This window comes from Stenotrophomonas sp. YJH_SMC_79 (assembly GCF_059367995.1).
In genome coordinates, this window is record NZ_JCAFRK010000001.1 from 535491 (window position 1) to 560289 (window position 24799).

Consider the following 24799-nt stretch of genomic DNA (forward strand, 5'->3'; position numbering starts at 1 on the left):
TGACCCCAGCGTGCTTCTGGAGACCTGCATGATCCTCCCCCTGCGCTCCCTGTTGCTGGCGCTCGCGCTGGCCATGAGCACTGCAACCGCGATGGCCGCACCCGCCGCAGGCGAGCAGCTTGAGCAGGTCATCCTGCTCAGCCGCCATAACCTGCGCGCGCCGGTGGTGGCCTCCGGCGCGCTCGCCAACGCGACACCCGAGACCTGGCCGCGCTGGGAGGTGGCACCGGGCGAGCTGACCACCAAGGGCGGCGTGCTGGAGGTCTACATGGGCCGCTACATCGGCCAGTGGCTGCGCCAGGCGCGACTGTTGCCGGCGTCGGGTTGCCCGCAGCCCGCTGACTTCCACGCCCATGCCAACAGCCTGCAACGTACCCAGGCCACCGCGCAGTTCTTCGTTGCCGGTGCCTTCCCGGGCTGCCACGTTGCGATCGAGCAGCGCATGCCGCTGGGCACGATGGATCCCTTGTTCAATCCGGTAATCCATAACAGAGACACGGTCTTCCGCGAGCGCGCGCTGTCGGCAATGCAGCAAGCGCTGACCGACGTGGACATGGCACCGGCACTGTCCGTGGTGGAGCAGCTCACCCGCTACCCGGAGTCGGCGGCGTGTACCGGCCGCGGCGACTGCCATCTGACGCTGGCCGATATCACCTTCAGTGCGGATCCGGGCAACGAGCCGCGCGCTTCGGGTTCACTGGCGCTGGCCAGCGGGGTGGTGGATGCGCTGCTGATGGAGCACTACCAGGGAAGTGGCATTCCGCGCGAAGGCTGGGGCCGCTTGAACAACGAGGCGCAATGGCAGGCGCTGGCGCAGATCCGCAATCGCTACCAGGACATCCTGTTCGGTACTCCTGAAGTTGCTCGTGATGTAGCCGCGCCGCTGCTGGCAAGGGTAGAAGCGCTGTTCAAGGATCCGGCGTCACCGAAGGTGACCCTGCTGGTCGGCCACGACTCCAACATCGGCTCCGTGCTGGCCGCGTTGGGAATCGCTGACTACACGCTGCCGGGCCAGTACGAGAAGACGCCGATCGGAGGCCTGCTGCAGTTCGAGCGCTGGCGCGAGCGTCGCAGTGGCCTGGAGCGTTTCCGCGTGTCCTACGTCTATCCCGCCACCGGGCAGCTGCGCGATGCGCTGCCGCTGACCGAGGCGCAGCCGCCGGGGCGCGTCGCACTGCCGTTGCCGGGCTGCGACCGGCAGGGCTGCAGCCGCGCGCAGTTGCAGCAGCTGCTGCAGCGGGCCCGTCACTGAAACAGAGTGCTATCGCAGCGGCGTGCGCACGATGCCATGGGTGGCCATCAGCGTAAGGTCGCCCCCCAGCCGTGGCGAGTGGAACGGGCCGCGTGCATGCGCGGCATCGAACAGACCGCCATCGGGTGATCGCAACCGGTAGAACTCAACCCAGCCGCTGGCCTGCAGCGGCAGCTGTGCAACGCCGGTGTATTGGTTGAACCATGCAGGGTCCTTGCTGCCTTCGATGACGCGACGGGCAAGGTGGTCGATGGCGTGATCCCTGCTGGCATACCAGTCCTGCCCGCGTAGCCGCGCCAGTTCGGCCATCATCACCAGTGGCGCCAGTGCGTAGTCGTGGTAGTGCAGGGCACGCTGCCCGCGGGCCATTTCCAGCGGCAGGCTGCCATCGTCCTGGATGTCATCGATGCCCTTCTGGAAGGCGGCGTGGCCGGCCTGCCACAGGGCGTCGTCGTCGGTGGCCAGGCCGGTCGCCAACACGCCCAGGCCGCCCCAGTAGTAGTGGTTGTTGCGGCGCCGTTTCGGGTTGTCCCAGTAGGCCAGGTTGGCGCGTGCCAGCTGTTGCAGCCACGGATCGATGCGCGCGCGCTGCTGCGGGTCGGCCTGGTCGTGCACTTTCAGGTAGGCCATCGCCACGGCATCGAGCATCCACTGCCGCATGTAGTACGACTGGTCGTTGTTGACCCGGATCATCTGCCCGAGCATCGCGCCTCCGTCTGCCCATGCACCCAGCCATGCCAGCGTGCATTGCGCCGCTGCCGGGTCACCGTTGCGCAGATAGTCGTCGCTCATGCGCGCCACGTCGGCGGCATAGCGGTCCAGCGGCGCAGTGGCGCCCTTGTTCTGCTGGTGCAGTGCCGGGTCGATCACCGAGCCGGCCTGGTCGGTGTAGTAGCCCAGGGCACGGATGTCGGGCTGGCCGGGCGGTGGTGGAGGGCAGGCGGCGAAGGCACAGGCGCTGGCCAGCAGCGTGGGCAGCAGTGCAAGACGGAACAGGGGGAGAGACATGGACGCTGGTGGAAGGGGGAACCCGGCGAACGATGCGCCCGTGCATGTTGCCGGTGCGTGATGCAGCCGCGGCTCCCGCCACCGCATGTAGAAACGGCCCGGGTTTGCCCGGGCCGTTCCGTTTGCAACTTACACCACCCCGATCATTCGATCGGCTGGTCCAGCATCAGCTGGCGGGCGAAACGTACCGGCGGTGCGCCGTAGGACAGCATCTGGTCGTGGTAGGCCTTCAGGTTGAACTTGTCGCCCAGCTTCTCCTGCACCGCCTTGCGGGTGTCGAAGTGTTCCTGCGCACCGACGAAGTAGGTCGGCAGCTGCGCCGACGTCAGCTGTGCGCGCACCCACTTGCCCGAGGCTTCGCTTTCCTGCTGGAACGCGTCGTGGGTCATCAGGTGCATCGCCTTCTCGCGATCCCAGTTGTCCACGTGCACGCCCTGGTCGAGGATCGCGTTGGAGATCGTGCGCAGGTAGAACTTCAGCTGTACCAGGTGGAACAACGGGTCGTTGTTGAGGTAGCCCTGCTCCTGCATCATGCGCTCGGTGTAGACCGCCCAGCCTTCGGCGAACAGGCCCGAACGCAGCACCGCACGCAGGGTGGAGGGGAACTTGGCCGAGTGCCAGCCCTCCAGGTAGTGGCCCGGGGTGCCTTCGTGGATGCTGAGCAGGTGGATCATGCGCGAGTTGTATTCACGCAGGAACGAGTCGACCTGCTTGTCGTTCCAGTCGTCCGGAATCGGCGACACGGCGTAGAAGGTCTTCAGGTTCTTGTCCAGCGGGCCCGGTGAATCGCAGTAGGCCACGGCCACGCCACGCTGGAATTCCGGCATCAGGATGATGTCCACCGGCGCATCGGGCAGGGTCACCAGGTCGTGCTCGCGCACGAAGGCGGTGGACTGCTCCAGCGCGGCCTTGGCATCGTCGACCACCTTGTCGCGTGCCGGCTTGTCGGCGTAGGCCAGTTCCAGCGCGGCTTCGATCGCCTTCTGCTGCTGCTCTTCGGTCGGCTGGGCCGGCATTTCCGGCGCACCCGGCTTGTCCTTCAGCACGGTCTGCGCGATGCCGTACATGTCTTCGCGCACGCGCTTGAGTTCGGCGCGTGCACGTTCACCGATCTCCTGGCGCGACAGCGACGAGCTCAGCGCGAACTTCAGCTTCTGGTCGTACTTTTCCGCACCGATGCGGAAGTCGCCCTTGGCGTTCGGCACCAGGGTCTTGTCCAGCCAGGTCTGCTGCTCGTCCACGGCCTTCTTCAGCCCGTCGATGGCAGCCTGCAGGCGCTGCTGGTCGGCCTGCGGCAGTTCACCGATGTGCGGGGTGATGAAGGTATCGACGATGCTGAGGATGCCCTTGTTCTGCTTGGCCACGGTCTCGGCATGGATCTTCGGCACGCGCGCCGGATCCAGGTTCTCGCGTGCCTGGGCGAAGATCGCCGGCAGCTTCTCCATGCGAGCGGTGGCCGACTTCAGGCGTTCCGGCAGCGGTGCGAATTCCCGCGCCATCAGGCCGTAGATCGCGCTGCCGGCGATGCCGTTGTACAGCTGCGGGTCCCACTTGCCGGACTGCAGCACTTCGGCATTCCAGATTTCCGACTGCAGCTGGTTGCGCAGGATCGCCGCGTCCACCTGGTTCTCGCGGCCCAGCTTGGCCACCTCGATCTTGTCCAGCTCGCCCAGCAGCGCCTTGTAGGCGGCCACGGTCTTCTGCTGGCCGGCGGCGCTGAGGTCGTCCAGCTCGCTGTCGTAGCGGTGGTCGCCGATCTGGGTGGCGCTGACCGGGGACAGCTGCATCCAGGTGTCCAGGGCGCGCTTGGACAGATCGGCGAAGGCCGCATCGACCGCCGCGTCACCGGCCTGCTGGCTGGCGGTCGGGGTGGAAGCGTTGGTCGGGGCGTCGGCCGGCTGGCAACCGGCCAGGGCAGCGACCAGGGCAAGGGCAAGAAGATGCGGGCGCATCGGCGTTCCTGTACGGGGTCAAACCCCGAGCATAGGGCCCCGGAGCTGCTTTGTCCCCGTGCCATAGGATTACCATGGCGCAGACACGGACCCTCCAGCGGAGAACAGGACATGGAATACCAGGGAAGCTGCCATTGCGGCAGGATCGCATTCACCGTACAGGCCGAGGCGCCGATCAGCGACGTCATCGACTGCAACTGCTCGATGTGCCGCCGCCGTGGCAGCCTGCTGTGGTTCGCCCCGCGCGAGGCATTCCATCTGACTACCGATCCGGCGGACGTGGCCACCTACCACTTCAACAAGGCCCACATCGACCATCACCACTGCCGCGAATGCGGCATCGCTCCCTACAGCGAAGCGGTCGACCCGCGCACCGGCACGCCGATGGTGGCGGTGAATGTGCGCTGTGTGCCTGCAGTGGATCTGGCCACGCTGGCGGTGAGTTCTTACGACGGAGCCGCACTGTGAGGCCGGTGTGCGCGTGGACGCGCATGGCAGCAATGCCGGTGCTGCTGCTGGCGCTGGCAGCGTGCGGAAAGCACGGCGACGTCGCGGCCGATGCCGGAGGCGGTGCCGAAGCCGCGGTCGCTTCGCCGGAAGGTGCGTTCCTGGCCTACGAGCATGACGTGCAGATACAGCTGGACGCTGCGCAGATCGCACCGCGCATCCAGCAGGTGGCGCAGGCCTGCCAAAGCGCGAAGTTCGGGGATTGTGCGGTGCTGCAGGTTGATCAGCGCAGTGGCGAGCAGCCCAGCGGCGAGGTCAAGGTCCGCATTGCACCGAAGGGCACCGAACCGTTGATCGCGATGGCGGGCGAAGGCGGCAAGCTGCAATCGCGCAGCACGCGCGCCGAAGACCTCGCGCAGCAGGTGGCCGATACCGCCCTGACCAAGGCACGGCTGGAGAAGGAACACGCGCGGCTGCTGTCCTACCAGGACCGCAAGGACCTGAAGATCGAAGACCTGATGGCGATCACCACGCGGCTTTCGGAGATCGAGGCGGGCGTCGAACAGGCCAACAAGGATTCGGCGCAGCAGCGCCGGCGCATCGATACCCAGCTGGTGACGATGCACTTCGGCACCACCTCGGGGCAGCGCAGCCGCAGCGAGATCGGTGAGGCACTGAGCGAATCGGGCAGCATCCTCAGCACCAGTATCGCGTTCCTGATCCGTGCGGCGGCCGCATTGCTGCCGGTCGCGGTACTGGCGTTGATTGCAGGATGGGGCGTGCGGGCGTGGTGGCGTCGCCGCCGTCGCAAGCTGCCGCCCAACCTCTGAGGTGAAGGCTGATGCCGGCAGCCAGCCGGCATCAGCCCTCGTCGGTCTCGTACTCGACGAACACATCCAGCTCCAGCGCCAGTTCCTGCACCGCGTCGCGCACCTTCTGCGCGGTGCTTTCATTGCCGACTTCCACTTCCAGTTCGTGGATGCCCGGACCGATGTCATCGGACAGTCCGGCCGAACTGGAGTCGTCGTCGTCCATGTGCGGCATCAGGTCGTCGGTTTCCTCGACATGCTCGATGCCTTCCAGGCCGAGCAGCAGATCGCTGATGGCGCGGGCGTCGTCTTCGGTTCCGGTGATGCGCAGTCGCAGCATGGCCATGGCATAGGTACGTTGTGGGTTCGCCAGCAGCCTAGCCAGCGTGAAGAAAAGAGCGGGTGAGGGCGCAGTCAGCCGCGCGTGGCAGGGCGCCCCAACAGACTGTCCGGCAGCGCGGGAATCGGCGTGCGCTCGTCCTGCGCCTGCTCCAGCAACCAGTCGATGAACAGGCGTGCCGCAGGGCTCGGCGGCTGCCCTTCGGCATGCACCACGTAGTAGGCGTAACGGGCCTTCAGCGCAGGGCCGGGCAGGCGCACCACTTCATAGCGCTGCAGGTAGGGCTGGGCGACGTGGGTGCGTGCCAGCACCGCGCCCATGCCGTACACCGCCGCACGCATCGCATCGGTGCTGTCGGCAAAGGTGTGCATCGGTGGCAGCGGTGAGGGCGGGCGCACGCCGGCATGGCGGAACCAGTCGCGCCACCCCTGCGGCGACAGGTCGGTCAGCAGCGGCAGCTCGGCGATGCGCGCCGGGTCGTCCAGGGTTTCGACGCCGGCCAGCGCGGGTGAGGCCACCGGGAACAGATAGTCGTCCATCAGGTGCTGCGCGCGCAGGCCGGGCCACTGGCCCAGTCCGTAGCGTATGCCGACCTCTGGGCCGTTGTCATCGTAGCGATCAAGCCCGCTACCGGTGTGCAGTTCGATGCGGATATGCGGATGCGCCTGGGTGAAGCGCGGCAGGCGTGGCAACAGCCAGCAGTAGGACAGCGAGCGCAGTGTGGTGATCCGCAGCGGCACGCTGTCGGCATCGGGGTGCAGATGGTGGGCAACCGCTGCGACGTCGGTAAACGCGGCGCTGGCGGCGTCGGCCAGCTGCCGGCCTTCGGCGGTCAGGCGCACGCCGCGGGCGTGGCGCAGGAACAGCCGGGTCTCCAGCACCTCTTCCAGGCGACGCACATGGTGGCTGACCGCGCTGGCGGTCAGGTGCAGTTCCTGTGCGGCCTGGGCAAAGTTCTGGTGGCGTGCGGCGACCGCGAACACGGCCAGTGCGGGGAGCAGGGAAGGGCGTAGCTGCATGTCCAGCCTCAAACCATATTTGTGGCTGGCAGCGATACTACGCGCTTGTGCGGCGGGCGTCTGCGCTCGATCCTGTTCGCCTTGGCGAGGAATTGACGATGGACGGAGGCAAGGCATGAATGCAGTCCCACAGGCGGCCGAGCGCGATTGGCGCACACCGCTGGAGTTGACCCTGCTGGGCGCCATCTGGGGCTGCTCGTTCCTGTTCATGCGCGTGGCAGTGCCGTCGTTCGGCCCGTTCGCGCTGGTCGAGGTGCGGCTGGTGCTGGGTGCGCTGGTACTGCTGCCGTTCCTGTGGCGTGCCCGCGCGCAGTTCCCGCCGCGGCGCTGGCTGTGGCTGGCACCGATCGGCCTGATCAACTCGGCGCTGCCGTTCGTGCTGTTTGCCTATGCCGCCGAACAGGCGCCGGCCGCGATCGGTGCGATCTGCAATGCGATGACGGTGCTGTTCGCCGCGCTGATCGCTTTCCTGTTCTTCGGTGAAAAGATCGGCATGCGCCGTGCCGGTGCGCTGCTGGTCGGCTTTGCCGGCGTGGTGGTGCTGGCCACCGCCAAGGTCTCGGGCCTGAGCATCGGCACCGCGGTGCTGGCCGGCGCGGCGGCTTCGCTGCTGTACGGCCTGGGCGTGAACCTGGTGAAGCGGCACATGACCGGCCTGCCGTCGGCCGCGGCTGCGGCAGCCACGCTGTCGTGTGCCTCGCTGTGGATGCTGCCGATGGCGGTGAGCCACTGGCCGCAGGCGGCGATTCCGCTGAAGGCCTGGGGCGCGGCGATCGCCTTGGGCGTAGCCTGCACCGGGCTGGCGTTCCTGATGTTCTACCGCCTGATCGGCCGCATCGGCCCGTCACGGGCGTCGACGGTGACCTATCTGATTCCGCTGTTCGGCGCGGCGTTTGCGTGGTTGTTCCTGGGTGAGGCGGTGACGGTGCAGATGCTGATTGCCGGTGTGCTGATTCTGGGTAGCGTGGCGGTGAGTCAGAAGGGCTGAGGTGTTTTGCACGTGGCGCGTGCTGAAGGCGCTTCACTGTTCATGGGCGTTACTTTTCTTTGTACGCAAAGAAAAGTAACCAAAAGAAACGTTCCGCCGGCCGCGAGCCGGTGCTGCGCACCGGTGCCCTGCGCTCCTCGGCCCGTCGAGGGACGGCGCGGGAACTCGCTGCGCTCAGACACCCGCGCCTCTTCGCCCTCGCCGGACCTGCGGTGCTCGGCTCGCTCAAGGCGGATCCAAGATCAAAGGCAGAAGCGGTCGCTTCGCTCGCCGGGCCCGGCCCGGCACTACCATGCATCGTCGTGCAGCTGTGGCTCTTGACCTTGGGTCCGCCTTGAGTGAGCCGAGCATCGCAGGGGAATCAGGGGCGAAGAGGTGCCGATGTCTGAGCGCAGCGAGTTCGGCACCGTCCCCTGATTCACCGAGAAGCGCAGGGGACCGACGTGCGAAGCACGGCGGCTCGCGACCTGGCGGCGCGTTTCTTTTGGTTACTTTTCTTTTCGCGCGAAAAGAAAAGTGACGCCCATGAACAGTGAAGCACCTTCAGCACGCGTCACGCGCAGGAAACCATCAGCGCACCGGCACCGGAATATTGCAGAGATCGATATGCCCGGCCGGGCGCTTGTAGAAATCGTCCACGCGATTGCGCCGCGCCTCCACCGTATCGGCGAAGGTCTTCGAATCGGTACGCAGCACCTGGATCGGCGTGCGCTCGGCCGCCGGCACGTCGCTGGCGCGGCGGATCGACACGATCGGCGTACGCAGCTTCGGGTCGGTGTAGAAGCCCATCGGCGCGGGCCCGCGCGGTGTTGCGCTGAGAAGTTCCATGCCCTTCAGCACGCGGCCGACCAGGGTGATGTTGCGGTCCAGCTGGCGCGGCGACTGGCCGGTCACCACGTACAGTTCGGCGCCGATGCTGCTGTCTTCCTCGTTGCTGCGGCCGGCGCCGAGCATGCCGTAGCAATGCGCCAGCCAGGCCTTGCCCGCCTGCGGGTCCTGGCCGACCGGGAAGCCGTCGACGAAGCCGGTCTGTGCCGCCCAGCCATCGCGATCCGGCAGTACGCTCACCTTCAGGCCGGTGCTGGCACGTTCGAACTCGGCCGGCAGCTTGCGCACGGCGCTGCCGAACGGCTTGGCCTTGGCCGCGTCATCGGCGTCGGCATCGCCGAACTGCACAACGAAGTTGTCCTGCGAGCGGTAGATGCTGGTGCCGTCCCAGAAGTGCTCATGGGCGAAGGTCTGGATGTTGGCGACATGGCGCGGGGCGAACTGCGGCGCCAGCTCGATGATCACCCGCCCGGCCGGCAGGTCCATGTACAGCAGGTTGGCCGGGTCCGGGGTACGCCAGTCGCTGGCCGCGGAGGCATCAAGGATCTGCTGCGGGCTGCGGTAGGGCGTTGCCGCGCTGGCCAGCGAGGGCAGCAGGCAGGCCAGGGCGAGGGCGGTCAGGGCAAGACGGCGACGGTGCGGCATGGGATCCCCGGAACATGAACGAGGCTTCGATTCTGCGCGACTAGGGACTGCATCGCCAAGCGGTATATAGGGCAATCCCGTCAGCCTGCGCGCCGCCTCTTGGCCGATCCAATCGGTCCGGCATCAACGTCTATCTTTCTTCTGCAATTAGACCGGAGTAATGGCCGAAGACAGGAACAGGCTCGTAGTTGCCTATTGGGTCGTGCGTAGTCGAACACTCTTCCAGATGATGGGGCGAAAAAGCTTCCTTGATTATGGTGAGCCGACCATCTTCGTTGAAGATATAGCAGGTTCCTTCAGCAACGTTGTCGCTCTTTCCAGTGAATTCCGTGTACACCACCATGCTCAGGAACAGCTTGTCCGGTGCCACCTGCTGAAACTGATACGACAGGCGCTTCCTTAGGTGTTCATCCAGAAAGTCGACGCCAATCATGTCTTTGTCCAACAGCACATCGACGATCGCTGATGGCGTGGTGGGGGAGCCAACGAGAACCGTGTAGCGAGCCTGGCTCTCATGTCTCGATTTAGCCTCGGATTCACTGATTATGTTTCGCGCGGACTTCTTCGCAGAAAACCAGAAGTCGCAATAGTGAAGCTCAGTCATAAGTGGGCATTCCCGGGATCATCTTGCTTGCAGAGGCTGGATCAGACGCTGCGTTCTTGGAAGCCGACGGTATGCCGCGGCTCGCAGAGGGGCAAGCAAGCCAACGGGCCTGCCCGCCAGATGGTCGGCCGACCCTCGCCAACCGGCAGAGTGACTAACGACACATTCGCTATACCGAACTTCGCACTACTGTGGACTTCAACGTAGTGGAGGGCCGGTCATGTCCGAGGACGATGTCCACCTGAAGAAGTTCCAGAAGGAGCTCAGCGCAGGAACGGTGTCGCTGGCCCTGCTGGCGGTGCTGGCCCGGGCCGGGGAGCCGCTGTACGGCTACCTGATCGCCAAGGAACTGGAGCGGGTGGGCGAGGGCGTGCTGAGCGGCAAGCAGAGCGCGCTGTACCCGGTGCTGCGCAACCTGGAGGGAGCCGGCCTGCTGGAAAGCCATGTGGAGCCGTCCAGCAGCGGGCCGCCGCGGCGCTACTACCGCATCAATGAACGCGGCCACGGGGTGCTGGCGCAGTGGCGCCAGGCCTGGCAGGCCACCCGCGATTCCGTCGATTCCGTGTTGGAGGGGGTACCGCAATGAACGACCCGAGCCTGGCAGGCCGCGCCCTGCCCACGACCATCCCGCAGTACCTGGCGCAGCTGCGCGCGGCGCTGGAAGGCGCCGACCTGGCGATGGTGCAGGACGCGCTGTACGACGCCGAGGAGTACCTGCGCTCGGAGCTGGCCGCGCAGCCCGGCCGCAGCGAGGCCGAGGTGATCGCTGACGTGGCCGGCAGCTACGGTGCGCCGGACGAAGTGGCCGACATCTACCGCGAGACCGAAGTAACGGTGAACCGCGCGCTGCGTACGCCGCGCGCGGATACCGCGCCGGTGCTGCGCGCGGCGGCGGAAGCCAGTGGCGTCGAGCCGGCCGCACCGCCGCCGGCGCCGGTGCAGCGTTCGCTGCTGGCGCGCTTCTTCGGCGTGGTGACCGATCCGCACACCTACGGTGCGCTGTTCTACATGCTGCTGTCGCTCGCCACCGGCATCTTCTTCTTCACCTGGGTGGTGACCGGCCTGTCGCTGTCGCTGGGCCTGCTGATCCTGATCGTCGGCATTCCGCTGACCGTGCTGTTCTTCGGCTCGGTGCGCGGGTTGGCGCTGCTGGAAGGACGGCTGGTGGAAGCGCTGCTGGGCGAGCGCATGCCGCGTCGTCCGCGTTACACCGACCGCAGCCGTACCTGGCTGCAACGCATCGGCGACATGTTCACCGATGGCCGCACCTGGCTGACCCTGCTGTACTTCGTGCTGATGCTGCCGCTGGGCGTCATCTACTTCACCATCGCGGTGACGTTGCTGTCGCTGTCGCTGGGCCTGATCTGGGCGCCGGTCGCGGCGATCTTCAGTGGCGAGATTCCGGGCGTGTACGTCGATGGCGTGAATGTACTGCCGATGGCGGCCTCGCCGCTGGTGGCGATCGCGGTCGCCGCGGTGGGCGTGCTGCTGCTGCTGTTGACGATGCATCTGGCACGCGGCATCGGCAAGCTGCATGGGTTGATCGCGAAGAACCTGCTGGTGCGGTTGTAAGCGGGAATCCACGCTTCGGCAGGTGCCAACCCTGGTTGGCACAATCCATCAGCGTCGGGGCGTTTGGCGGACTTCGCTTTGGTAGGTGCCAACCTTGGTTGGCACGCTCCATCAGCGTCGGGGCGTTTGGCGGACTTCGCTTTGGTAGGTGCCAACCTTGGTTGGCACGCTCCATCAGATACCGGGATTCATGGCATGGCGCCAACCCAGGTCGGCACCCACCACCGGCGGGTTACCCCGCCTTTCGACGCAACGGGGTGACGTTGCTCTTCTTCTTCGTAGCCTTCGCCGCCGGTGCTTCGGCATGCGCTGCGAAGAAGTCGCGCACCTTCGGGTACACCACTTCGCGCCAGCGACGACCGCTGAAGATCCCGTAGTGGCCGGCACCTTCGACGATGAAATGCTCGCGGCGGTCCGCAGTGATACCGGTGCACAGCGCCTGCGCGGCTTCGGTCTGGCCGAGGCCGGCGATATCGTCCAGCTCGCCTTCGATGCTCAGCAGCGCGGTATCGCGGATCGCCGACGGATCGACCTTCTCGCCATTGACCACCCACTCGCCACGCGGCAGCAGGAAGTCCTGGAATACCACGCGGATGGTATCGAGGTAGTACTTGGCCGGCATGTCCAGTACCGCGTTGTACTCGTCGTAGAAACGGCGGTGCGCGTCGGCGTCTTCCAGATCGCCCTTGACCAGGTCGGTGTAGAAGTCCCAGTGCGAGCTGAAGTGGCGGCTCGGGTTCATCGACAGGAAGCCGGCGTGCTGCAGGAAGCCCGGATACACGCGGCGGCCGGCACCGGGGTAGCTGGCCGGCACGGTGTGGATGACGTTGTTCTCGAACCACGACAACGGGTTCTGCGTGGCCAGGTTGTTCACTGCGGTCGGGCTGCAGCGCGCATCGATCGGGCCCCCCATCATCACCAGGGTGCGCGGGGTCGGCTCGCCACGGCTGGCCATCAGCGAAACCGCGGCCAGCACCGGTACGGTCGGCTGGCACACGCTCACCACGTGCAGGCGCTCGACGCCGAGGTGGCGGATGAATTCCTGGATGTAGGCGATGTAGTCGTCCAGGCCGAATTCGCCTTCGCTGGACGGCACCATGCGCGCGTCGACCCAGTCAGTCACATACACGCGGTGGTCGCGCAGCAGCGTGCGCACGGTATCGCGCAGCAGCGTGGCGTGGTGGCCGGACAGCGGCGCCACCACCAGCACGAACGGCTGGTTGAGCATCGTGTGCAGCTGGTCGGCTTCATTGCTGTGGCGCTTGAAGCGCAGCAGCTTGCAGAACGGCTTGCTCACTTCCTCGTGCACGACGATCGGCACGCGTTCGCCATCGACGTCGATTTCGTTGATGCCCCACTCGGGCTTCTCGTAATCCTTGCCGATGCGATGGAAGAGTTCATTGACCGCCGCCAGGCGATCAGCGCCGGGCATCTGCGACCACCAGTGGCCCTGGTTGGCGAAGAACCTGGCGTTGGCCTGGGCCTGGTGCACCCAGGGGGCGAGCAGGTTGCGGGTCAGTTCGTGCAGTTGATAGAGCATGACGACCGAATATGTATGGTCATATGTTGCCGCGCAGCATATCCCATCCGGGTGTCCCGCAGGTTAAGTCGGCTGAAAATAATGAATCCGGATTCACATCCGTTCCAGCGCGGCCGCATCGCCTGCCAGGGCGGGGCCGAGCCAGCAGTGCGACCCCACCGGCTGCAGGCCGTGCCGGGCCAGCGTGCGGCGGTACCAGCGCGCTGGGCGGGGCTGGAAGCCGTCGTGGTCGCCGTCGAACTCGTCCTCGGCGACGAAGGTTTCCAGGAAGGCCACGCCGCCGTTCAGCTCGGCCACGCCGGCCAGTCCGGCACGCAGCTCGCGGTCGGGCACGTAGTGCATCACGTCCGAGCAGATCAGCAGGTCGACCGGGGCACAGGGCCGCAGCCAGGCGAAATCGCCGAAGCGGGCCATGTGCAGGTTGCGGGTCCTGCCGTAGCGGCGCACAGCGTACTCGCTGCTGTCGAAGCCGAGGTATTCGACCTTCGGACGCAGCTTCAGCAGCGGCGCGCGCCAGGCGCCTTCACCACAGCCGATATCCAGCACACTGCGGATCGGCCGCTCCAGGTAGTACTCGGCGCTGGCCACGGCCAATGCCACCTTGCGCGCCAGGCGGGCGCTGCCGCCGATGTCGGCACGGCGGTACCAGCGTTGGAAGTAGGCGGCGTCGTAGGTCTTGTCCATGGGGCGGTGCACGATCGGGGAAAACGGCGTCTATCGTACGGTGTTGTGCCCCCGGGTGTGGCGGACCTGCAGTAGAGCCACGCCATGCGTGGCTGCCATGGTGCGGCGATTGGACGCGGCAGCCACCCATGGGGTGGCTCTACTGCGACAATAGGTATCCACCTACGCCAGCCGCCGGAGCGAGCGCATGCAGAGCTACTACTGGGTCAAGACCTTCCACATCGTGTTCGTGGTGGCGTGGATGGCCACGGTGTTCTACCTGCCGCGCATCCTGGTGAACCTGGCCGAGACCGCAGGCCAGCCGGCGGTGACCGAGCGCCTGCAGCTGATGGGGCTGCGCCTGTACCGCTTCGGCCACTCGATGTTCGGCCTGGCCTTCCTGCTGGGCCTGGTGCTGTGGCTGGGCTACAAGGTCATTCCCGATTTCCCGACCATGGTCGCGCCCGGTGGCGCCGGCTGGCTGCATGCCAAGCTGGGGCTGGTGGTGCTGCTGCTGGTGTACTTCAGCTGGATCGGCCGCCTGCTCAAGGGCGTCGCCAAGGGCAGGGCGCTGCCGTCGTCGCGCGCGCTGCGCTGGATCAACGAGATCCCGCTGCTGGCCTTCATTCCGATCGTATGGCTGGTGCTGGCCAAGCCGTTCTGAACGGGGCGCGCTGCGCGCGCGGCGCATCGCACAGATGCATCCACGCATGGCGTGGATCTACTGGGTGCAGCTGTGGCTTTTGATGTCCAGGTCCGCCATGAGCGAGCCGAGCATCGCAGGTGAAACAGGGGCGAAGAGGTGCCGATGTCTGAGCGCAGCGAGTTCGGCGCCGTCCCCTGATTCACCGAGAAGCGCAGGGAACCGGTGCACAGCACCGGCTCGCGTTCGGCGGCGTGTTCTTTGGTTACTTTCTTGCACGAGCAAGAAAGTAACAAGCCGATGAATCAGGCTGCTTCGTACGTGCCGTAGCTGCGCAGGCGGGTGTAGCGCTGTTCCAGCAGCTGTTCGGTGGACAGCTTGTCCAGCGCGTCCAGTTCGTTCAGCAGCACCGCCTTCAGGCGCTTGGCCATCTGCGTCGGGTTGCGGTGGGCGCCACCGGTCGGCTCGCGCACGACCTTGTCGACCAGGCCCAGGCTCTTCAGGCGCGGGGCGGTCAGGCCCAGCTGTTCGGCGGCATCCTTGGCCTTGCCGGCGTCCTTCCACAGGATCGAGGCGCAGCCTTCCGGGGTGATGGTCGAGTACACCGAATACTCCAGCATCACGGTGCGGTCGCCCACGCCCAGCGCCAGCGCGCCGCCGGAGCCGCCTTCACCGATCACGGTGCAGATGATCGGCACCTTCAGTTCGGCCATCTCGATCAGGTTCCGTGCGATCGCTTCGGACTGGCCGCGCGATTCGGCGTCGATGCCCGGCCAGGCGCCGGCGGTGTCGATCAGGGTCAGCACCGGCAGGCCGAAGCGCTCGGCCATCTTCATCAGGCGCAGGGCCTTGCGGTAGCCCTCCGGCTTCGGCATGCCGAAGTTGCGCTTGATCTTTTCCTTGGTGTCACGGCCCTTCTGGTGGCCGATCACCATCACTGCACGGCCGTTGATGCGGGCCAGGCCACCCATGATGGCCTTGTCGTCGGCGAAGGCACGGTCACCGGCCAGCTCCTGGAACTCATCGAACATGACGCGGAGGTAGTCGGCGGTGTACGGGCGCGACGGATGACGGGCCAGCTGCAGCACCTGCCACGAGGTCAGGTTGCGGAAGATCTGCGCGGTGCGCATGCGCAGCTTGTCCTGCAGCGCGTGCACTTCCGCCTCGACATTGACCGCCGGCCCGGCACTGGCGTTGCGCAGTTCCTGGATCTTGGCTTCCAGGTCGGCGATGGGTTGCTCGAAGTCGAGGTAGTTCGGATTCATCGGAAGCCGTCGTGTAAAGAAGAGGGGAATTCTAGCCGAATGCGTGCAAACCACCCGTACGCCCTCGTCTGGAAGGCGACGGTAGCGCAGCCGGGCAGGGGGCGCCAGTCAGTTCAGGGCACCACCAGGGCGCTGCGGCCCATCAGCTGGCTGCGCTGGGAGACGAAGTCGTTGTAGGCCTCGTTGGCCTCCCGGCCCAGCCCGCTGCCCAGGCTGGCGGTGGCCGAGGTGAAGGCCATCTGCGCGGCGAAGTCCTGCTTGCGCAGGGCCTTCTGTTCCTCGGCGGTGGTGGCCTTCAGCCAGCGCGCATAGACCTCGCGCAGCGGCGCGGCGTGGGCCTCGAAGGCCGGCACCAGCGCCGGCAGGCTGGCCGGGGCCGGTTCCAGGCTGTACGCCGGGGCCACGTAGCCGGCCGGCTGCTCGCGTTTGAACGCACCCGGCTCGCCCATGCCTTCTTCGACGTAGGCAATGAAGTCGGGGGCGGTGAACACCTTGGCCACGATCTGGCCACCGCTGGCGTCGACGTGCGCCACCACCTTTTCCTTCGGGAAGGGCTCGCGCACGCCGTAGGTCCAGGTCTTGTCGATGAACAGGTCGTGGTGCTTCTCGAACGGGCCTTCGAAGTCGACGCCACCCAGCTCGATGCCGGCCTTGCCGGTGCCGAAGTTCTTCAGCTTGCTCTCGTCGGTGACGTAGATCTCGCGGGCGACCACGTATTCGCTCAGGGTCGGGTTGATCAGGCCGCCACGCCCGTCGGTGTAGACGATGAAGCGCACGTCGCCGAGCTTTTCGGTGTGCAGGCGATGCTCGCCCACGGCCAGCGAAATCGGGCGCGAGCCCTGTGCGGCGACCGGCAGGTCCTTGCCATCGATGCTCAGTGCCAGCGGCGTGTCGGTGGGGTTGTCGATCTGGAACTCGACCTTCGAGGGCGAACAGGCGGCCAGGGCCAGAGCGGCAGCGAACGGGAACAGCAGGGTCTTCATCGGAAAATCGTCCTTGATATCTGGAACGGGGAGTGCAGGAAAACGATGGCGCCAGCCTCAGCTGGCCCACGGTGGGCTGTAGCGCACCTTCAGCGTGCGCACGGCCGGGTCGGCGCGCAGCGCCTCCATCAGCTTGGAATCGATGCGTACGGCGCTCTGCCCGGACACATCGAGCATGCCGGCGACGCCGCCCTGCGGGCCCTTCAGCAGCAGGTCCAGGCGCAGTGGGGTACGCCCCGGGCGGTGGCGGTCGAGCAGGGCGTCGATGCGCTCCCAGACCGGGCGCTGCTGGCGCAGGTCCAGGCGCAGCGACAGGCGCGTGGCGTAGTTGGCGCAGACCTCGTCGAAGTCCCAGCACTGGCGGATGCGCAGTGCGTAGCCGCCGTTGAACTCGTCCTCGCGCAGGCCACCCTTGACCACCAGGATGCGGTCCTTGGTCATCAGGTGGCCGAACTCGGCCATCGCGTCGGAGAACGCGCTGCACTCGACGCGGCCACGGCCGTCTTCGAGCTGGATGAAGATCTGGCTCTCGCCCTTGCGGCGCACGCCGACCACCTGGCCGGCCAGCACGGTCTGTACTTCGGGGCGCCAGCGCTTCTCGCCACCGCCACCGCCGCCACTGTTGGCGCTCCAGATCTTCTCCACCGCGCCCAGGTCGTTGCCGACCAGGTCGCGCACATCGTCGCGCCAGGGATCGAACGGGTGCCCGCTGAGGTAGAAGCCCAGCGTGTCGCGCTCGCCGTTCAGGCGCTGCAGCAGCGGCCATTCCTCGGCTTCGGGCAGGTCCAGCTGGATCGTGGTCGTGCTCGGGTCGGGGCCGCCGAACAGCGAGTTCTGGCCCGAGGCGCGCTCGCGCGCCATCTGGTCGGTGGCCTTGATCACTTCCGGCAGCTGCAGCATCAGCGAGGCGCGGTTGTGACCGAGCTCGTCCAGCGCGCCGCAGTTGATCATCGCTTCCAGCGTGCGCCGGTTGAGCTTGGCCGAGCCGACGCGGGTGCAGAAGTCGAGCAGGTCCTTGTACCTGCCGCCCTTCAGGCGCTCGTCCACCACCGCTTCGCAGGCCCCCTGGCCAACGCCCTTGATCGCGCCCAGGCCGTACTGGATGGTGTCCGGGGTCACCGCTTCGAACATGAAGGCCGACTGGTTCACCTTCGGTGGCAGCACGGTCAGGCCGAGGTTGCGCACCTCGTCGAGGAAGCCGACCACCTTGTCGGTGTTGTCCAGGTCGGACGACAGCGTGGCCGCCATGAACTCGGCCGGGTAATGGCGCTTCAACCACGCGGTCTGGTAACTGACCAGCGCGTAGGCGGCGGCGTGCGACTTGTTGAAGCCGTAGCCGGCGAACTTCTCCATCAGGTCGAAGATCGCATCGGCCTTGGCTTCGTCCACGCCGTCCTTGGCCGCACCTTCGCGGAAGATCTCGCGGTGCTTGGCCATTTCGGCCGGCACCTTCTTGCCCATCGCACGGCGCAGCAGGTCGGCGCCACCCAGCGAGTAGCCGCCGACGATCTGCGCCATCTGCATCACCTGCTCCTGGTACACCATGATGCCGTAGGTGTCTTTCAGGATCGCTTCGGTGCGCGGATCGGGATAGATGATTTCTTCCTGGCCGTGCTTACGCGCGTTGAACGAAGGAATCAGGTCCATCGGGCCGGGGCGGTACAGCGACACCAGCGCGATCAGATCTTCGAAACGGTCGGGGCGCGCGTCCTTCAGCAGGCGGCGCATGCCCGAGGATTCGAACTGGAACACCGCGCCGGTGTTGCCGTTGGCGAAGATGTCCTTGTAGGTGGGCGTGTCGTCGAGCGGGATCGCGGCGATGTCCACCGGCGGGATGCCGGCGCGCTCATGGCGCTTGTTGATCGCCTTCACCGCCCAGTCGATGATGGTCAGCGTGCGCAGGCCGAGGAAGTCGAACTTCACCAGGCCGACTTCTTCCACGTCGTTCTTGTCGAACTGGGTGACCGGGTTCTTGCCCAGGCCGTTCTCGTCGTGTTCGGCGTACAGCGGGCAGAACTCGCTCAGCGGTTCGGGACCGATCACCACGCCACCGGCATGCTTGCCTGCGTTGCGGGTCAGGTCTTCCAGCTGCAGCGCCAGGTCGATCAGGTCGCGGACATCGTCCTCGGTCTCGTAGCGCTGGATCAGCTCCGGCGAGGCCATTTCCGAGCTGGGGCCTTCCTTGCCCTTGCCCAGTGCATCCTTCAAGTGGATGCCCAGGATGTTCGGGATCAGCTTGGAGACGCCATCCACCAGGCCGTACGGGAAGCCGAGCACGCGGCCGGAGTCGCGCACCACCGCCTTGGCGGCCATGGTGCCGTAGGTGATGATCTGGCTGACGCGCTCGCGCCCGTACTTGCGCGCGACGTAGTCGATCACCTCGTCGCGGCGGTCCATGCAGAAGTCGATGTCGAAGTCGGGCATCGACACGCGTTCCGGGTTCAGGAAGCGCTCGAACAGCAGGTTGTACGGCAGCGGGTCCAGATCGGTGATCTTCAGTGCCCACGCCACCAGCGAACCGGCACCCGAACCACGGCCCGGGCCGATCGGGATGCCCTGGTTCTTGCCCCACTGGATGAAGTCGGCCACGATCAGGAAGTAGCCGGGGAAGCCCATCTTGATGATGGTGTTGAGCTCGAATTCCAGGCGCTCGAAGTATTCTTCGCGGGTCTTGCCCGGCGCCAGCGGATTCTTCTCCAGGCGCTCTTCCAGGCCATCGCGCGACATCTTCTGGATCCAGGTGTCCAGGGTCTCGTCGTCGGGCACCGGGTAGTTGGGCAGGAAGTAGGTGCCCAGCCGCATCTCGATGTTGCAGCGCTCGGCCAGCGCCAGCGTGTTGTCGATCGCATCGGGGATGTCGGCGAACAGCGCACACATCTCCTCGGCCGACTTCAGGTACTGCTGGTCGCTGTACTCGCGCGGGCGCTTGGGGTCGTCCAGCACGCGCCCGGTGGAAATGCACACGCGCGCTTCGTGCGCGCTGAAATCGGTGGGCGACAGGAAGCGCACATCATTGCTGGCCACCACCGGCAGGCCACGTTGGCCGGCCGCCATCAGCGCGAACTGGTTGAAGGTTTCCTCGCCCTCGCGGCCGGTACGGGTCAGTTCCAGGTGCAGGCCATCGCCGAACACGCGCTGCCAGTCGGCCAGCTGCTGCTCGGCCAGTTCATGCTTGCCGTCCAGCGCCAGGCGCCCGGCCAGGCTCTGCCGGCCGGCCAGCGCGAACAGGTTGGCATTGCCGGCCTTCAGCCAGTCCGGATGGATGGCCACACCGCCTTCCGGGCGATGGCCTTCCATCCAGGCGCGGGTCAGCAGCCGCGACAGGCTCAGGTAGCCTTCGCGGTCGCGGCACAGCAAGGTCATCCGCCACGGGTCCTGGCCCTCTTCGGCGATCAGCACGTCGGCGCCGGCGATCGGCTTGATGCCCACGCCTTCGGCGGCCTTGTAGAACTTGACCAGCGCGAACAGGTTGTTGAGATCGGTCACCGCCAGCGCGGGCAGGCCGAGCTCGACCGAGCGCGACAGCAGGTTGGCCTGCTTGGCCTTTTTCGGGTCCGCCTGGTCCGGTTTGGCCGGTACACGGATGGTGGAGTCCGCCAGCGAGAACTCGGTGTGGACGTGGAGATGTACGAAGCGGGAGTTGGACATGCCGGACCAGGTTGGAGCGCGCGGGCCCCGGGTGCTGACGGGGGAATCGTCGCCGGGGTCGGGAAGCGCTGGAGTGCCCGGTCAGGGTAGCGAGGGCAGGGGGAGGCGACAAGGACTTGACGGTACGTCGATTGCGCGAATACCGCCGGGCATGGCCCGGCGCTACCGGATGCGTTCACAATACCGTGGTAGCGCCGGGCCATGCCCGACGGCTGTTCAGGCGATCGTGACGGCCTGCTCGGCCTGCAGGCACTCACGCACCGGGGCGAAGCTGCGGCGGTGTTCCTCGCAGGGGCCGTGCTCGCGCAGGGCTGCCAGGTGGGCCGGGGTGCCGTAGCCCTTGTGCTGCTCGAACCCATACTGAGGGTAGCGGGCGTGCACGTCCTGCATGTAGCGGTCGCGCGAGACCTTGGCCAGGATCGAAGCGGCCATGATCGACCGGTCGATGCCGTCGCCACCGACCAGCGCCTGTGCGGGGAGCACCAGGCCCTTGGGCACGACGTTGCCGTCGATGCGGGCGAAGCCGGCGACGTGGGCCACTGCCGCAACCACGTCGCGCATGCCCTGCAGGGTGGCCTGGTAGATGTTCAGGCGGTCGATGGTGTCCACGTCCACCAGCACCACCTGCCAGGCCAGGGCACGTTCGATGATGCGGTCATGCAGTTGCTCGCGGCGGGCTGCGGTCAGCTGCTTGGAATCGTCCAGGCCGTTGATTCGCGGCCGGGATGGATCGAACACCACTGCTGCCACCGCCACCGGTCCGGCCAGCGGACCGCGGCCAGCTTCGTCGACGCCGGCGACCAGACGCTCCGGCTCGACCACGGCGGCGGCGTCGAACAGGGCCAGGCTGGCCGCTGCGGCGTGGCGGCGGCTCATGCCTGGGCCTGGTCGCGCATCAGCAGCTCGCCCACCGCGTCGGCCGCACGGGCCGAGGCATTGCGGCGCAGGCGCTCATGCAGGCGGGCATAGGTGTCCTGCAGGTCGATCACCCGCTGCGGGTGGTCGAACCACTGCTGGATGGCTGCCGCCAGCTTGTCTGGTGTGCAGTCGTGCTGCATCAGTTCCGGTGCCAGGTCCTGGCCCGCCAGGATGTTGGGCAGGGCGAAGCGATCGACCTTGATCAGGCCCAGCGCCTTGACCAGACGGTAGGTGAGCTCGTTGACGCGGTAACCGACCACCATCGGCCGCTTGACCAGCATCGCCTCCAGCGTCGCGGTGCCCGAGGCCAGCACCACCACATCGGCGGCGATCATCGCGTTGCGTGCCTCGCCGTCGAGAACGTGCGAAAAAGCCACCGGCAACGCCGAGCGTGACAGCTGCTCTTCGATCAGGCGCTTGCAGGCCGGGTTGGCCGCAGGCACCACCACGTGCAGGCCGGGGATGCGTTCGGAGACCTGCCAGGCGGCCTCGAAGAACGGTTCGCCCAAGCGCGAAATCTCGCCCAGGCGGCTGCCCGGCAACACTGCCAGTACCTTGGCCGAGGTCGGCAGGCCAAGTGCGGCACGGGCCTCCTCGCGGTTGCCCTGCAGCGGAATGTCATCGGCCATCGGGTGGCCGACGAAGCGCGCGTCGATGCCGTGCCTGGCATAGATCGGCGGTTCCATCGGGAACAGGCACAGCACCAGGTCGGCGCTGCTGCCGATCTTCTCCGCCCGCTTCTCGCGCCAGGCCCAGACCGAGGGGCTGACGTAGTGCACGGTGCGCACGCCGCGCTGCTTCAGCCAGCGCTCGATGCCCAGGTTGAAGTCGGGCGCGTCGATGCCGATGAACACGTCCGGCTGCCATTCCAGTGCACGCTGGCGGAACGCCGAACGCAGTTTCAACAGGCGTGGGAGATGGCGCAGTACTTCAGTCAGGCCCATCACCGCCAGTTCGCTGGCGTCGTGCCAGGTCTGGCAGCCGGCGCTGCGCATGGCGTCGCCGCCGATGCCGGCGAATTCGGCATTCGGGAAGCGCGCTTTCAGTTCGCGCACCAGGCCCGCACCGAGCAGATCGCCGGAGGCCTCACCGGCCACCAGGGCGATCCGCAACGGGCGCTCGCTGAGCACCCGCTGGGCAGGGACGCTGCCAGCCATGGAGGCCAGCGGAATCACGGCGGCGCCGGCCGGCGCCTGGCCGGTCGTGCTGCTCATCGCAGCAAGGGCCTCTCGGCGTGCTCGATGAAGTCCAGCATCGCCTTGACGTCATCGCTGTCACGCGCCTGTTCGGTCAGCTGCACCTTGGCTTCGGCCAGCGGCAGGCCTGCCACGTACAGGGTGCGGTAGGCGCGCTTGATGGCGGAGATGCGCTCGGCATCGAAGCCGCGGCGCTTCAGGCCTTCGCTGTTGATACCACGCGGGCGGCCCAGCGAATCGGTGCCGACCATGGTGAACGGTGGTACGTCGCCATTGGTCAGCGCGCCCATGCCGAGGAAGGCATGCGCACCGATGCGGCAGAACTGGTGGGCACCGGCGAAGCCGCTGATGATCACGTAGTCGCCCACGGTCACGTGGCCGGCCAGTGTGGTGTTGTTGGAGAACACGCAGAAGTTGCCGACATGGCAGTCATGCGCCACGTGTGTGTAGGCCAGCATCCAGTTGTCGTCGCCGATGGTGGTGATGCCACCGCCGCCGCCGGTGCCACGGTTCAGCGTGACGAACTCGCGGAACACGTTGCGGTCGCCGATCACCAGTTCGGTGCGTTCGCCAGCGAACTTCTTGTCCTGCGGCTCGCCACCGACCGCTGCGTGGCCCACGAAGCGGTTGTCACGGCCGATCTTCGTCGGGCCGTGGATGCTGCAGTGGGGGCCCACCACCGTGCCGGCACCGATTTCGACATCGGCACCGATCAGGGTGAACGCGCCGACCTGGACGTCGTCGGCCAGGCGCGCGGCCGGATCGATGACGGCGGTCGGGTGGATCCGCGGTGCGTTGTCAGTCATTCCTGCCTCCCGTGGATCAGCCCTTGGCACTGGCGCACATGACCTCGGCCGAGGCGACGACTTCACCGTTGACCTTGGCTTCGCCGTAGTACCAGCCCATGTTGCGGATCAGGCGCTTCATCTGCACATGCAGCATCAGCACGTCGCCGGGGACGACCTGCTTGTTGAAGCGGGCGTTTTCCACCTTGACCATGTAGAACAGCTTGGACTGCGCATCGCGGCCAAGCGTCAGCTGGGTCATTACGCCACCGGCCTGGGCCAGCGCTTCGATGATCAGCACACCGGGCATGATCGGGCGGCCCGGGAAGTGGCCCTGGAAGAACGGCTCGTTGATGCTGACGTTCTTCTGCGCAAGGATGCGCTTGGCTTCGATGTCGAGTTCAAGCACCCGGTCCACCAGCAGGAACGGGTAACGGTGCGGGAGCAGTTCCTGGATCTGGCAGACGTCGATAGGAAGCTGCAGCGTGTCGTTCATTCTTTCTCCTTGCCAGCAGCCAGGACGCGGCGAGCCAATGCGTCCAGCTGCTTGAAGCGCGCGGCGTTCTTGCGCCACGTGCGGTTGTCGGTCAACGGGGTGCCGGACGAGTACTCGCCCGGCTCATGGATGGAATTGCGGACCACCGACTTGCCGGTGATCACGACCTTGTCGCAGATCTCGAGGTGGCCGACCACGCCGACGTGGCCGCCGAGCAGGCAGTAGCGGCCGATCCTGGCACTGCCGGCGATGCCGGTGCAGCCGGCGATGGCCGAGTGCGCGCCGATCTGCACGTTGTGCGCGATCTGCACCAGGTTGTCCAGGCGCACGTCGTCGTCCAGCACGGTGTCTTCCAGCGCACCGCGGTCGACGCAGGTGTTGGCGCCGATCTCGCAGTCATCGCCGATGCGCACGCCGCCGAGCTGCGGCACCTTGATCCACTTGCCGGCATCCATGGCCAGGCCGAAGCCATCGGCGCCGAGCACGGCACCGGGATGCACGCGAACGCGCTTGCCGAGCTTGACCCGGGTGACCAGGGTGACCCGCGCGATCAGTTCGCAGCCGTTGTCCAGGCTGCAGTCTTCGCCGATCACGCTGCCGGTGCCGATGATGCAGTTCTCACCGACCACGCTGCGCGCGCCGATGGAGACGAAGGGACCGATATGGGCGCTGGCGGCGACCTGGGCGCTGGGATCGATGACGGCGCTGGGGTGGATGCCCGGCGGGCGCGTCGGCGCGATGTCGAACAGCGCGGCGATCTTGGCGAAGGTGGTGTACGGGTCCTTGGCCACGAGCGCGGCGCCGGGGGCGGCCTCGGCGTCGTCGGCACGCAGGACCACCAGCGAGGCCTGGCTGTCGGCCAGCTGGGCGCGGTAGCGGGGGTTGGCGAGGAAGGTCAGCTGGCCAGGGCCGGCATGGGCGAGGGTGGCCACGCCATGGATGGCGGTGGCGGGGTCGCCATGGACCTGCAGGCCGAACTGCTCGGCGAGTTGCTGGGCGGTGTAGGTGGGAGTATTCACGGCGGGAGTTTAACGTGTGACGCCATTGCGGTCATGCGGGGGGCACATGCAGCCAACGGCAGGGCCCCTCGCGGCCGGCAGAGCGAGTGTCATGGGCTGGGTCGGACGGGGCGGGGCTGCGGGGGGCGGCGCAAGTACGTCCATGTAGCCTTGGTCGCCGCATCCATGCGGCTCACACC

At 66.8% G+C, this 24799-nt stretch carries 23 protein-coding genes; 7 read left to right on the plus strand and 16 right to left on the minus strand.

The genetic code is table 11. The features are described 5' to 3' along the window. Positions 1-28: 28 nt before the first annotated feature. The gene (gene agp / locus AC5P57_RS02595) at positions 29-1252 is read left to right on the plus strand and encodes a bifunctional glucose-1-phosphatase/inositol phosphatase (protein ID WP_262236207.1); all 1224 of its coding nucleotides are present in this window, start codon (positions 29-31) and stop codon (positions 1250-1252) included. 9 nt (positions 1253-1261) lie between these two features. Here agp and AC5P57_RS02600 read toward each other — a convergent pair whose 3' ends face one another. Together AC5P57_RS02600 and AC5P57_RS02605 are read right to left on the minus strand one after the other, a co-directional pair. Continuing rightward, positions 1262-2260 carry a polysaccharide lyase gene (locus AC5P57_RS02600; RefSeq protein ID WP_262236208.1) on the minus strand — a complete coding sequence of 333 codons (999 nt, stop codon included), beginning with the start codon at positions 2258-2260 and terminating at the stop codon, positions 1262-1264. 143 nt (positions 2261-2403) lie between these two features. Beyond that, positions 2404-4212, minus strand: coding sequence for a DUF885 domain-containing protein (locus AC5P57_RS02605; RefSeq protein ID WP_262236210.1), 1809 nt, complete (start codon positions 4210-4212; stop codon positions 2404-2406). Positions 4213-4323: 111 nt separating this feature from the next. Between AC5P57_RS02605 and AC5P57_RS02610 the strand changes: the two genes are divergently transcribed. Beyond that, positions 4324-4680: a GFA family protein gene (locus tag AC5P57_RS02610; protein ID WP_106550376.1), complete on the plus strand. Its 357-nt coding sequence runs from the start codon at positions 4324-4326 to the stop codon at positions 4678-4680. A 23-nt stretch (positions 4681-4703) separates the two neighbouring features. After that, positions 4704-5489, plus strand: a complete 786-nt coding sequence (locus AC5P57_RS02615) for a DUF4349 domain-containing protein (RefSeq protein WP_262236212.1) — start codon at positions 4704-4706, stop codon at positions 5487-5489. Positions 5490-5520: 31 nt separating this feature from the next. Here AC5P57_RS02615 and AC5P57_RS02620 read toward each other — a convergent pair whose 3' ends face one another. After that, on the minus strand, positions 5521-5814 hold the full coding sequence (locus tag AC5P57_RS02620) for a hypothetical protein (RefSeq protein WP_005408721.1): 294 nt from the start codon (positions 5812-5814) through the stop codon (positions 5521-5523). Between the two features lie 68 nt (positions 5815-5882). After that, a complete protein-coding gene (locus AC5P57_RS02625) occupies positions 5883-6827 on the minus strand; it encodes a LysR substrate-binding domain-containing protein (protein WP_106550373.1) in 945 nt (314 codons plus the stop codon). 115 nt (positions 6828-6942) lie between these two features. On the opposite strand from AC5P57_RS02625, the gene AC5P57_RS02630 reads away from it, so the two are divergent. Continuing rightward, the gene (locus tag AC5P57_RS02630) at positions 6943-7815 is read left to right on the plus strand and encodes a DMT family transporter (RefSeq protein ID WP_049454681.1); all 873 of its coding nucleotides are present in this window, start codon (positions 6943-6945) and stop codon (positions 7813-7815) included. A 570-nt stretch (positions 7816-8385) separates the two neighbouring features. On the opposite strand, the gene AC5P57_RS02635 is transcribed toward AC5P57_RS02630, so the two are convergent. Both AC5P57_RS02635 and AC5P57_RS02640 read right to left on the minus strand, forming a co-directional pair. Beyond that, complete coding sequence (locus tag AC5P57_RS02635; protein WP_262236213.1) at positions 8386-9288, minus strand: peptidylprolyl isomerase; 903 nt, start codon at positions 9286-9288, stop codon at positions 8386-8388. A gap of 130 nt (positions 9289-9418) precedes the next feature. Further along, a complete protein-coding gene (locus AC5P57_RS02640; RefSeq protein ID WP_024956307.1) occupies positions 9419-9892 on the minus strand; it encodes a hypothetical protein in 474 nt (157 codons plus the stop codon). A gap of 220 nt (positions 9893-10112) precedes the next feature. Here AC5P57_RS02640 and AC5P57_RS02645 point away from each other — a divergent pair, with 220 nt between their 5' ends. Further along, complete coding sequence (locus tag AC5P57_RS02645) at positions 10113-10478, plus strand: PadR family transcriptional regulator (protein WP_262236214.1); 366 nt, start codon at positions 10113-10115, stop codon at positions 10476-10478. Further along, positions 10475-11464 carry a sensor domain-containing protein gene (locus tag AC5P57_RS02650; protein WP_262236215.1) on the plus strand — a complete coding sequence of 330 codons (990 nt, stop codon included), beginning with the start codon at positions 10475-10477 and terminating at the stop codon, positions 11462-11464. The genes AC5P57_RS02645 and AC5P57_RS02650 overlap by 4 nt, the downstream gene beginning before the upstream one ends. 232 nt (positions 11465-11696) lie before the next feature. Here AC5P57_RS02650 and AC5P57_RS02655 read toward each other — a convergent pair whose 3' ends face one another. Both AC5P57_RS02655 and AC5P57_RS02660 read right to left on the minus strand, forming a co-directional pair. Further along, positions 11697-13004 (minus strand): polyhydroxyalkanoate depolymerase, encoded by a 1308-nt coding sequence (locus tag AC5P57_RS02655; RefSeq protein ID WP_099551355.1) that lies wholly within the window; start codon positions 13002-13004, stop codon positions 11697-11699. Between the two features lie 93 nt (positions 13005-13097). Then, a complete protein-coding gene (locus AC5P57_RS02660; protein ID WP_262236218.1) occupies positions 13098-13688 on the minus strand; it encodes a class I SAM-dependent DNA methyltransferase in 591 nt (196 codons plus the stop codon). A 187-nt stretch (positions 13689-13875) separates the two neighbouring features. Between AC5P57_RS02660 and AC5P57_RS02665 the strand changes: the two genes are divergently transcribed. Next, on the plus strand, positions 13876-14331 hold the full coding sequence (locus AC5P57_RS02665) for a CopD family protein (protein ID WP_049433848.1): 456 nt from the start codon (positions 13876-13878) through the stop codon (positions 14329-14331). Positions 14332-14615: 284 nt separating this feature from the next. Here AC5P57_RS02665 and AC5P57_RS02670 read toward each other — a convergent pair whose 3' ends face one another. The 8 genes from AC5P57_RS02670 to lpxD form a co-directional block, all read right to left on the minus strand. Continuing rightward, on the minus strand, positions 14616-15575 hold the full coding sequence (locus AC5P57_RS02670) for an acetyl-CoA carboxylase carboxyltransferase subunit alpha (RefSeq protein ID WP_054171326.1): 960 nt from the start codon (positions 15573-15575) through the stop codon (positions 14616-14618). Between the two features lie 113 nt (positions 15576-15688). After that, positions 15689-16558 (minus strand): hypothetical protein, encoded by an 870-nt coding sequence (locus tag AC5P57_RS02675; protein ID WP_262236219.1) that lies wholly within the window; start codon positions 16556-16558, stop codon positions 15689-15691. A gap of 57 nt (positions 16559-16615) precedes the next feature. Beyond that, complete coding sequence (gene dnaE / locus AC5P57_RS02680; RefSeq protein ID WP_262236220.1) at positions 16616-20206, minus strand: DNA polymerase III subunit alpha; 3591 nt, start codon at positions 20204-20206, stop codon at positions 16616-16618. 216 nt (positions 20207-20422) lie between these two features. After that, positions 20423-21082, minus strand: coding sequence for a ribonuclease HII (gene rnhB, locus AC5P57_RS02685; RefSeq protein WP_142807585.1), 660 nt, complete (start codon positions 21080-21082; stop codon positions 20423-20425). Further along, on the minus strand, positions 21079-22281 hold the full coding sequence (gene lpxB / locus AC5P57_RS02690; protein WP_239503756.1) for a lipid-A-disaccharide synthase: 1203 nt from the start codon (positions 22279-22281) through the stop codon (positions 21079-21081). Before lpxB ends, rnhB begins: the two co-directional genes overlap by 4 nt. 53 nt (positions 22282-22334) lie before the next feature. After that, the gene (gene lpxA, locus AC5P57_RS02695; protein WP_099551349.1) at positions 22335-23126 is read right to left on the minus strand and encodes an acyl-ACP--UDP-N-acetylglucosamine O-acyltransferase; all 792 of its coding nucleotides are present in this window, start codon (positions 23124-23126) and stop codon (positions 22335-22337) included. 16 nt (positions 23127-23142) lie between these two features. Beyond that, complete coding sequence (gene fabZ, locus AC5P57_RS02700; protein ID WP_262236221.1) at positions 23143-23601, minus strand: 3-hydroxyacyl-ACP dehydratase FabZ; 459 nt, start codon at positions 23599-23601, stop codon at positions 23143-23145. Beyond that, the gene (gene lpxD / locus AC5P57_RS02705; RefSeq protein ID WP_099551348.1) at positions 23598-24620 is read right to left on the minus strand and encodes a UDP-3-O-(3-hydroxymyristoyl)glucosamine N-acyltransferase; all 1023 of its coding nucleotides are present in this window, start codon (positions 24618-24620) and stop codon (positions 23598-23600) included. Before lpxD ends, fabZ begins: the two co-directional genes overlap by 4 nt. Between the last annotated feature and the right edge of the window lie 179 nt (positions 24621-24799).

What these genes read in the sequence shown, in the direction of transcription:
- agp (WP_262236207.1), top strand. Translation starts at nt 29, where the DNA reads ATGATCCTCCCCCTGCGCTCCCTGTTGCTGGCGCTCGCGCTGGCCATG.
- AC5P57_RS02600 (WP_262236208.1), bottom strand. Translation starts at nt 2,260, where the DNA reads ATGTCTCTCCCCCTGTTCCGTCTTGCACTGCTGCCCACGCTGCTGGCC.
- AC5P57_RS02605 (WP_262236210.1), bottom strand. Translation starts at nt 4,212, where the DNA reads ATGCGCCCGCATCTTCTTGCCCTTGCCCTGGTCGCTGCCCTGGCCGGT.
- AC5P57_RS02610 (WP_106550376.1), top strand. Translation starts at nt 4,324, where the DNA reads ATGGAATACCAGGGAAGCTGCCATTGCGGCAGGATCGCATTCACCGTA.
- AC5P57_RS02615 (WP_262236212.1), top strand. Translation starts at nt 4,704, where the DNA reads ATGGCAGCAATGCCGGTGCTGCTGCTGGCGCTGGCAGCGTGCGGAAAG.
- AC5P57_RS02620 (WP_005408721.1), bottom strand. Translation starts at nt 5,814, where the DNA reads ATGGCCATGCTGCGACTGCGCATCACCGGAACCGAAGACGACGCCCGC.
- AC5P57_RS02625 (WP_106550373.1), bottom strand. Translation starts at nt 6,827, where the DNA reads ATGCAGCTACGCCCTTCCCTGCTCCCCGCACTGGCCGTGTTCGCGGTC.
- AC5P57_RS02630 (WP_049454681.1), top strand. Translation starts at nt 6,943, where the DNA reads ATGAATGCAGTCCCACAGGCGGCCGAGCGCGATTGGCGCACACCGCTG.
- AC5P57_RS02635 (WP_262236213.1), bottom strand. Translation starts at nt 9,288, where the DNA reads ATGCCGCACCGTCGCCGTCTTGCCCTGACCGCCCTCGCCCTGGCCTGC.
- AC5P57_RS02640 (WP_024956307.1), bottom strand. Translation starts at nt 9,892, where the DNA reads ATGACTGAGCTTCACTATTGCGACTTCTGGTTTTCTGCGAAGAAGTCC.
- AC5P57_RS02645 (WP_262236214.1), top strand. Translation starts at nt 10,113, where the DNA reads ATGTCCGAGGACGATGTCCACCTGAAGAAGTTCCAGAAGGAGCTCAGC.
- AC5P57_RS02650 (WP_262236215.1), top strand. Translation starts at nt 10,475, where the DNA reads ATGAACGACCCGAGCCTGGCAGGCCGCGCCCTGCCCACGACCATCCCG.
- AC5P57_RS02655 (WP_099551355.1), bottom strand. Translation starts at nt 13,004, where the DNA reads ATGCTCTATCAACTGCACGAACTGACCCGCAACCTGCTCGCCCCCTGG.
- AC5P57_RS02660 (WP_262236218.1), bottom strand. Translation starts at nt 13,688, where the DNA reads ATGGACAAGACCTACGACGCCGCCTACTTCCAACGCTGGTACCGCCGT.
- AC5P57_RS02665 (WP_049433848.1), top strand. Translation starts at nt 13,876, where the DNA reads ATGCAGAGCTACTACTGGGTCAAGACCTTCCACATCGTGTTCGTGGTG.
- AC5P57_RS02670 (WP_054171326.1), bottom strand. Translation starts at nt 15,575, where the DNA reads ATGAATCCGAACTACCTCGACTTCGAGCAACCCATCGCCGACCTGGAA.
- AC5P57_RS02675 (WP_262236219.1), bottom strand. Translation starts at nt 16,558, where the DNA reads ATGAAGACCCTGCTGTTCCCGTTCGCTGCCGCTCTGGCCCTGGCCGCC.
- dnaE (WP_262236220.1), bottom strand. Translation starts at nt 20,206, where the DNA reads ATGTCCAACTCCCGCTTCGTACATCTCCACGTCCACACCGAGTTCTCG.
- rnhB (WP_142807585.1), bottom strand. Translation starts at nt 21,082, where the DNA reads ATGAGCCGCCGCCACGCCGCAGCGGCCAGCCTGGCCCTGTTCGACGCC.
- lpxB (WP_239503756.1), bottom strand. Translation starts at nt 22,281, where the DNA reads ATGGCTGGCAGCGTCCCTGCCCAGCGGGTGCTCAGCGAGCGCCCGTTG.
- lpxA (WP_099551349.1), bottom strand. Translation starts at nt 23,126, where the DNA reads ATGACTGACAACGCACCGCGGATCCACCCGACCGCCGTCATCGATCCG.
- fabZ (WP_262236221.1), bottom strand. Translation starts at nt 23,601, where the DNA reads ATGAACGACACGCTGCAGCTTCCTATCGACGTCTGCCAGATCCAGGAA.